7 protein-coding genes and 1 pseudogene are annotated in these 6,076 nt (G+C 71.8%); 2 read left to right on the forward strand and 6 right to left on the reverse strand.

All coding sequences use genetic code 11. The features are described 5' to 3' along the window. Nucleotides 1-435, forward strand: a pseudogene (locus ACY5KJ_RS16680) (hypothetical protein); the annotation flags it as partial. 67 nt (nucleotides 436-502) lie between these two features. Here ACY5KJ_RS16680 and ACY5KJ_RS16685 read toward each other — a convergent pair. The 3 genes from ACY5KJ_RS16685 to ACY5KJ_RS16695 all read right to left on the reverse strand — a co-directional run bounded on the left by ACY5KJ_RS16685 (nucleotide 503) and on the right by ACY5KJ_RS16695 (nucleotide 3,023). Then, on the reverse strand, nucleotides 503-2,176 hold the full coding sequence (locus ACY5KJ_RS16685) for a leucyl aminopeptidase family protein (protein ID WP_462188601.1): 1,674 nt from the start codon (nucleotides 2,174-2,176) through the stop codon (nucleotides 503-505). 95 nt (nucleotides 2,177-2,271) lie between these two features. Continuing rightward, nucleotides 2,272-2,439 carry a DUF3117 domain-containing protein gene (locus tag ACY5KJ_RS16690; protein ID WP_007511639.1) on the reverse strand — a complete coding sequence of 56 codons (168 nt, stop codon included), beginning with the start codon at nucleotides 2,437-2,439 and terminating at the stop codon, nucleotides 2,272-2,274. A gap of 242 nt (nucleotides 2,440-2,681) precedes the next feature. After that, complete coding sequence (locus ACY5KJ_RS16695; protein WP_462188602.1) at nucleotides 2,682-3,023, reverse strand: DivIVA domain-containing protein; 342 nt, start codon at nucleotides 3,021-3,023, stop codon at nucleotides 2,682-2,684. 144 nt (nucleotides 3,024-3,167) lie between these two features. Between ACY5KJ_RS16695 and folP the strand changes: the two genes are divergently transcribed. Further along, entirely contained in the window at nucleotides 3,168-3,980 is an 813-nt protein-coding gene (gene folP, locus ACY5KJ_RS16700) for a dihydropteroate synthase (protein ID WP_462188606.1), read from the forward strand. A 96-nt stretch (nucleotides 3,981-4,076) separates the two neighbouring features. Here the strand turns inward: folP and ACY5KJ_RS16705 are convergent, their stop codons facing one another. The 3 genes from ACY5KJ_RS16705 to ACY5KJ_RS16715 form a co-directional block, all read right to left on the reverse strand. Continuing rightward, nucleotides 4,077-4,676 (reverse strand): LOG family protein, encoded by a 600-nt coding sequence (locus ACY5KJ_RS16705; RefSeq protein WP_462188603.1) that lies wholly within the window; start codon nucleotides 4,674-4,676, stop codon nucleotides 4,077-4,079. Further along, entirely contained in the window at nucleotides 4,673-5,503 is an 831-nt protein-coding gene (locus tag ACY5KJ_RS16710) for an LOG family protein (protein WP_462188604.1), read from the reverse strand. Before ACY5KJ_RS16710 ends, ACY5KJ_RS16705 begins: the two co-directional genes overlap by 4 nt. 299 nt (nucleotides 5,504-5,802) lie before the next feature. Next, a partial coding sequence (locus ACY5KJ_RS16715) for an FAD-dependent oxidoreductase (protein WP_462203804.1) occupies nucleotides 5,803-6,076 on the reverse strand: 274 nt, incomplete at its 5' end.

The raw sequence follows: 6,076 nt of genomic DNA on the forward strand, positions 1-6,076 counted from the left end.
GCCGTACCCACCCCGTCGGCCGCGGGAGGCGGCCTCGCCGGCCTTACCGCCGAGCAGGTGGCGATCCGGCTGGCCGGCGCGGGCCTGCCGCTGCACACCACCGTCGTCTACACCGCGGCCAGCGACCCCGATCGTCTCCTGGGCCGGGCGAACGGCTACACCAGCAGAATCGCCTTCAGCGATCCGCGGGTGGGCGTCAACGAGGTCTCCGGGAGCCCCGCGGACGCGATCGAGCGCGGCGGCGCGATCGAGGTCTTCGCGGACGCGGAGAGCGCGCAGCGGCGGGCGACGAAGCTCCTCACCGTCACCGCCGACAACCCGCTCGTCACCGAGTACGTCTTCGTCCAGCGCACCGTGGTGCTCCGGGTCTCCCTGGTCCTCTCCGAGGACATCGCCCGGGGATACGAGGCCGTGCTCCTGCGTCTCGCGGCCTGACCTCCCCTTCGCGGCCCGGCAACACCCAGGGGTACCCGGGACACGTCTGGGGGTTCCGGGGTTCTACTCAGGCCGCCGGTGCCTGGGACGGCCCACCCGACAGCCAGGTCAGCAGGGTACGCACCCCCCACCCGGTGCCGCCCCGGCTGATCTCGCCGTCGTCGGCGTCCGACCGTGCGGTGCCCGCGATGTCCAGATGCGCCCAGGGCCGCCGGCCCGCGAACTCCCGCAGGAACAGCGCCGCGGTGATGGAACCGCCCCCGACGTCCAGCGCCCGGCCGATGTTGGCGAGGTCCGCCACCGGCGAGTCGATCGCCGCCCGGTACTCCTCCACCAACGGCAGCCGCCACACCCGTTCCCCGGCGCTGTCCGCCGCGGCGGACAGCGCCGCCGCCAACTGGTCGTCCGAGCTGAACAGCCCGGCGGTGCGCCGGCCGAGCGCCACGGCGATCGCTCCGGTCAGCGTGGCGAGGTCGACGATGACATCCGCGTCGAGCGCGCCCGCGGCGTAGGCGAGGCCGTCCGCCAGCACCAGGCGACCCTCGGCGTCGGTGTTCAGTACCTCCACCGTGGTCCCGCCCCAGCAGGTGATGACGTCGCCGGGACGCATGGCAGTCGCACCGATCATGTTCTCCGCCAGGCAGAGCAGACCGGTGACGCGCCCGGGCACGTTCAACGCCGGCAACGCGGTCATCGCCCCGAGCACCGCCGCCGCGCCCGCCATATCAGTCTTCATGCCGGCCATCGGGACGGCCGGCTTCAGGGAGAGCCCGCCCGAGTCGAAGGTGATTCCCTTCCCGACCAGGACCCGGTGACCATCGGTGAAGCGGCCCGCCGACGAACCATCCGGCCCCGCTGACCCGGTGGATCCCGCCGATCCGGTGGATCCCGCCAACCCGGCCTCGCCAGAAGTCCGCGGTGGCCCGTGATATTCGAGTTTGACCAGGTAGGGCGGCCGAGGGGAACCCTCACCGACGGCGCACAACCCCCCGAAGCCCTGCGCCGGAAGATCGTCGGGGCCGAGCAGGGTCGCGTCGAGACCCGCCGACGCGGCGATGCGCACGGCACGGTTCGCCAGCCACGCGGGTGACTTCACCAGACTCGGCATGTTGACCAGATCGCGGGCGATGTATACCCCGGTGGCCACCGCCCGCGCGGCGTCGACCGCGGCCGCCGCCCCAGGCTCGTCCGCCCGACCGGTGAGCACGATGACGTCGCCGGGCACGCCGTTCTCCGGCCCGGGCCGGCCGGCCGGGTCGGGCACTCCGCCAGCCGGGTCGGGCACTCCAGCGGCCCGGTAGGCGCCTAGCGCCAGACCTTCGGTGAAGGCCCTCAGGCCCGGATCGCCGGGCTCCGCCACCACCGCGAGCCGGTCCGGTGCCCCGGCGCGGCGGGCGAGCGCGGCGCCCGCGGCCCGCCAGTCACCCGGTTGACCGGCGCCGATGCCGACCACGAGCAGCCGGGTCGGCCGAGCCGTCCGGGCCAACGGCACCACCAGCACCGAACCCGCATCACCGCGCAGGGACTCGGACTCGACCAGCAGCGCGAGATCCAGTCCTAGATCGGCGCCGACGCCGCGGGCAGTCTCATCGAACACGGGTCCGTTCTCGGACGACGCGAGGACCAGGGCGACGGTCGCGGGCTCGACGCCGGCGACGGTGGCGGACCGTAGGGTGACGCTGAGAGGAAGCCTGATGAGCCCGTCGATCGCCGGGCCTGGCGCGGAATCAACGATGCTCATGCCGGCCTTCTCGCCGGGACCGCCGGACCACGACGGGACCCGGCTGCCCGCGGGACAGGCGCGAGGACAGCGCACACGGACGGACACACGGACGGTTAACCGACCGCGGTCTTCAGGGCATCCCCCAGCGCACTCGCCTCGTCGGCGGTGAGTTCCACGACGAGCCGACCGCCCCCCTCCAGCGGGACACGCATGACGATGCCGCGCCCCTCCTTGGTCACCTCGAGCGGACCGTCACCCGTCCGCGGCTTCATGGCCGCCATCGGTGCACCTCTTCCTGCCGTCGGACCTGCATCTGACGACGATTATCCCGTAGACCGGACCGCAAACCGAAACACGTCTCTGCGCGGCATCACAACAGTCGCCCGCCGCAACATCAAGAGGTGGGCATCGATGTTGACGGCGGCGCCTGTACGTGTCCCTGCGTAGGCCAGATCGACCGGCTACCAACAGTCGATTGTAATGCCACAGACAGTCGGCGGATGCCACGGACAGGCGGCGGCGATCACTCGTCGATCTGTGGCGAGCGAGTAACCCGATGCCCGTCCGGCGATGGCGCGGTGTCGACGCGCGCGAACGCGGCCAGCCGGACCAGCTCCTCGTCCCGCCAGGCCAGCTCGTCGGCCAGCCGAAGCAGGACGGCGTCAACCTCGGCCATCCGGTAACCACGCAGCGCCATCCCGAACCGCGTGCGGGCAATGTCGCCGGCTGTTACCGTACCGACAGGTAGTCCGGTGGGAGCGCCGTCCGGCGGCGCCGGGGCGAGCCGATCGAAGCGACCGACGGCCAGCGCGGCCACCGCGAAGACGACGGCGGCCACGATCACAATTTCGATGACGAGCACCACGCATCCGATCCTGCCACGGCCCGCCGATCGCGGTGATTCTGGCAGGCTGGCCCGGTGCATGCCGACGCTGCCCACCCGGCCCCGCTACGGCGGGATCCGCTACGACTGGGTCCGCGGACCTTCGAGCCGACCGAGCTGATCGTGATGGCGATCGTCAACCGCACCCCGGACTCCTTCTTCGACCGCGGGGCGACGTACGGTGCGGCCGAGGCGTTGGCTGCGGTCGACCGTGCGGTCGACGAGGGGGCGGGGATCATCGACATCGGCGGGGTGAAGGCCGCGCCCGGCGGCGAGGTGAGTGCGACCGAGGAGCTGCGCCGCGTGGGTGGCTTCGTCGCCGAGGTCCGGGCCCGCCACCCCCGGCTGGTCATCAGCGTCGACACCTGGCGCGCGCAGGTCGGACGGGTCGTCGCGGGTGAGGGCGCCGACCTGCTCAACGATGCCTGGGGCGGGGTGGACCCGGCGCTCGCCGAGGTCGCGGCCGAGTTCGACGCCGGTCTGGTCTGCACCCACGCCGGCCATCTGCCGCCGCGCACCCGGCCGCACCGGATGGTCTACGACGACGTGGTCGCCGACATCGTCGCCACCACGGTGGGGCTCGCCGAGCGGGCGGTGTCGCTCGGGGTCCGGCCGGATGCGATCCTCGTCGATCCCGGGCACGACTTCGGCAAGAACAGCCGCCACTCCCTCGAGGCCACCCGCCGGCTGCCGGAACTGGTCGCCACCGGGTGGCCGGTGCTCGTCGCGCTGTCGAACAAGGACTTCGTCGGGGAGACCCTGGACACCGGCATCGACGAACGCCTGGAGGGCACGCTGGCCGCGACCGCGGTCAGCGCCTGGCTCGGGGCCCGGGTCTTCCGGGCGCACCAGGTGGCGGCGACGTGGCGGACGCTGCGGATGGTCGCGGCGATCCGGGGCGACGTCGACCTCGCCGTCGCCCGCCGCGGCCTCGCCTGAGGACCGCCCTCGCCTACCCAGCCAGCTCGCCTATCCAGAGGGATTTTTCGGACACGAAACCCTCTGGATAGGCAAGGAACAGGAACAGGAACGGGCTCAGTCGCCCTCGACGATCTCCCGCAGGGTCGGGGGCGGGGGCGAGGTGACGGTCGCCTCTGTCACACCCGCCTCCAGGAAGTCCACCGCCTCGCCGATGCCGGTCGCCCAGCAGAGGGTGTCCCGGGCGCGCGGGCGGACGAACCCGCGGTCGACCATCTCGTCGACGAGGATCCGCAGGTGGGCAAAGACCCCGTCGGGGTCGAGGACCACCACGGGCTTGGTGTGCATGCGCAGGACCCCGGCGACCCAGACCTCAAGCAGCTCCTCAAGGGTGCCCAGGCCCCCGGGCAGAGCCAGGAAGGCGTCCGAGCGCGCGTCCATGAGCGCCTTACGCTCCCGCATGGTCTCCGTGACGATGATCTCGTCCGCGTCCAGGTCGCGGACCTCCATCGCGACCAGCGCCCGCGGGATCACGCCGACCGTGTAACTTCCGCCGGCCCGCGCCGCCCGGGCGATCGCCCCCATGCACGACACCGAGCCTCCGCCGGAGACCAGGGTGTGGCCGCGCCGGGCAAGCTCGGTGCCGGTCTGGGCCGCCAGCAGGACGTACGAGGGGTCGATCAGCTCGGAGGAGGCGCAGTACACGCAGATGTTCACGGAATATCCATACCTGCGGGCCGGGTGTGCCCGGCGGTTCCCTCCAGGATGATGCGCACGGCCTCGTGGATGCCGTCGGTGATCGAGAGGATCTGCAGGTCCCGCTCCTGGACCAGGCCGGCGGGCAGCAGGGTCGTCCGCATCCAGTCGACGAGTCCCGACCAGTACTCGGAGCCGATCAGCACCACTGGGAACCGGGTGACCTTGCCGGTCTGGACCAGAGTCAGCGCCTCGAACAGCTCGTCGAGCGTGCCGAACCCACCGGGGAGGATCACGAACGCCTCGGCGTACTTCACGAACATCGTCTTGCGGACGAAGAAGTAGCGGAAACTGACGCCGAGGTCGACCCAGTCGTTGAGCCGCTGCTCGTAGGGAAGCTCAATACCGAGGCCCACCGACAGGCCGCCGGCCTCCTGGGCCCCACGGTTCACCGCCTCCATCGCGCCCGGCCCCCCGCCGGTGATCACCGCGAAGCCGGCCTCGGCGAGCGCGGCGCCGAGCAGCCGGCCCTGCTCGTAGAACGGGCTGTCCGGGGGAATCCGGGCCGAGCCGAAGACGGTCACCGCCCGTGGCAGTTCGGCGAGCAGGCCGAAACCCTCGACGAACTCGCTCTGGATCCGCATGACCCGCCACGGGTCGGAATGGACGAACCCCGAGGGGCTGCGGGTGTCGAGCAGGCGCTGATCCGTGGTGGAGTGCTCCACCTGGCCACGCCGGGCAATGACTGGCCCACGGAACTGCTCCGGCGGCGGGATGCGGCGCTCGCGGCCGGTGGTCGGTGGCTGGGCACCGACAGGTGCGGGGTCGGAACCCGCAGAGCGTCCCACGGGCGTGTCGTCAGAAGAAGGCGCGGCGCCATCCTCCTCAGCAAGCGGTAGGGAGGGCGGCTCCGGGCTCGAGGACGGTGTCACGACGGCACCATAGGCCACGGCTCGGGCGTTGCGGGATGACGCCGCCCACGTCGGTGAAGCCGCTCACGCCGGTGGATCAGGACGCCCCCTCGCGGCGCAACAAGGCGAACACCGTGCGCCGGAGGACGTAGAAGTCCTTCGACTTCCCTTTTCGCGCGCATCAGTCATGTATCAGTCATGTGTCAGTGCGGGACACGACACGGGCCAGCACGGCGTCACCCCTCGGCAGCCGGCAGTGGAACGCGCACCCGCTGCAACGCGGCGCGGATGTCGGAGTAAGAGACGTCCTGAACGGCGACGCCCTGGCGAATCCCGCTTCCGGCCGCGATCGCCGCCGTCTGGCCGAGCATCATGAACACTGGTTCCATCCGCAGGGAGCACCAGGCGACGTGCGAGGAGGAGACGCAGACCGGGACGGCGAGGTTCACGCACTCCTGGCGGCGCGGCAGAATCGAGCACAGCGATACCGGCCACGGCCCCGACGCGGGA

Source organism: Frankia sp. CcWB3, assembly GCF_977927595.1.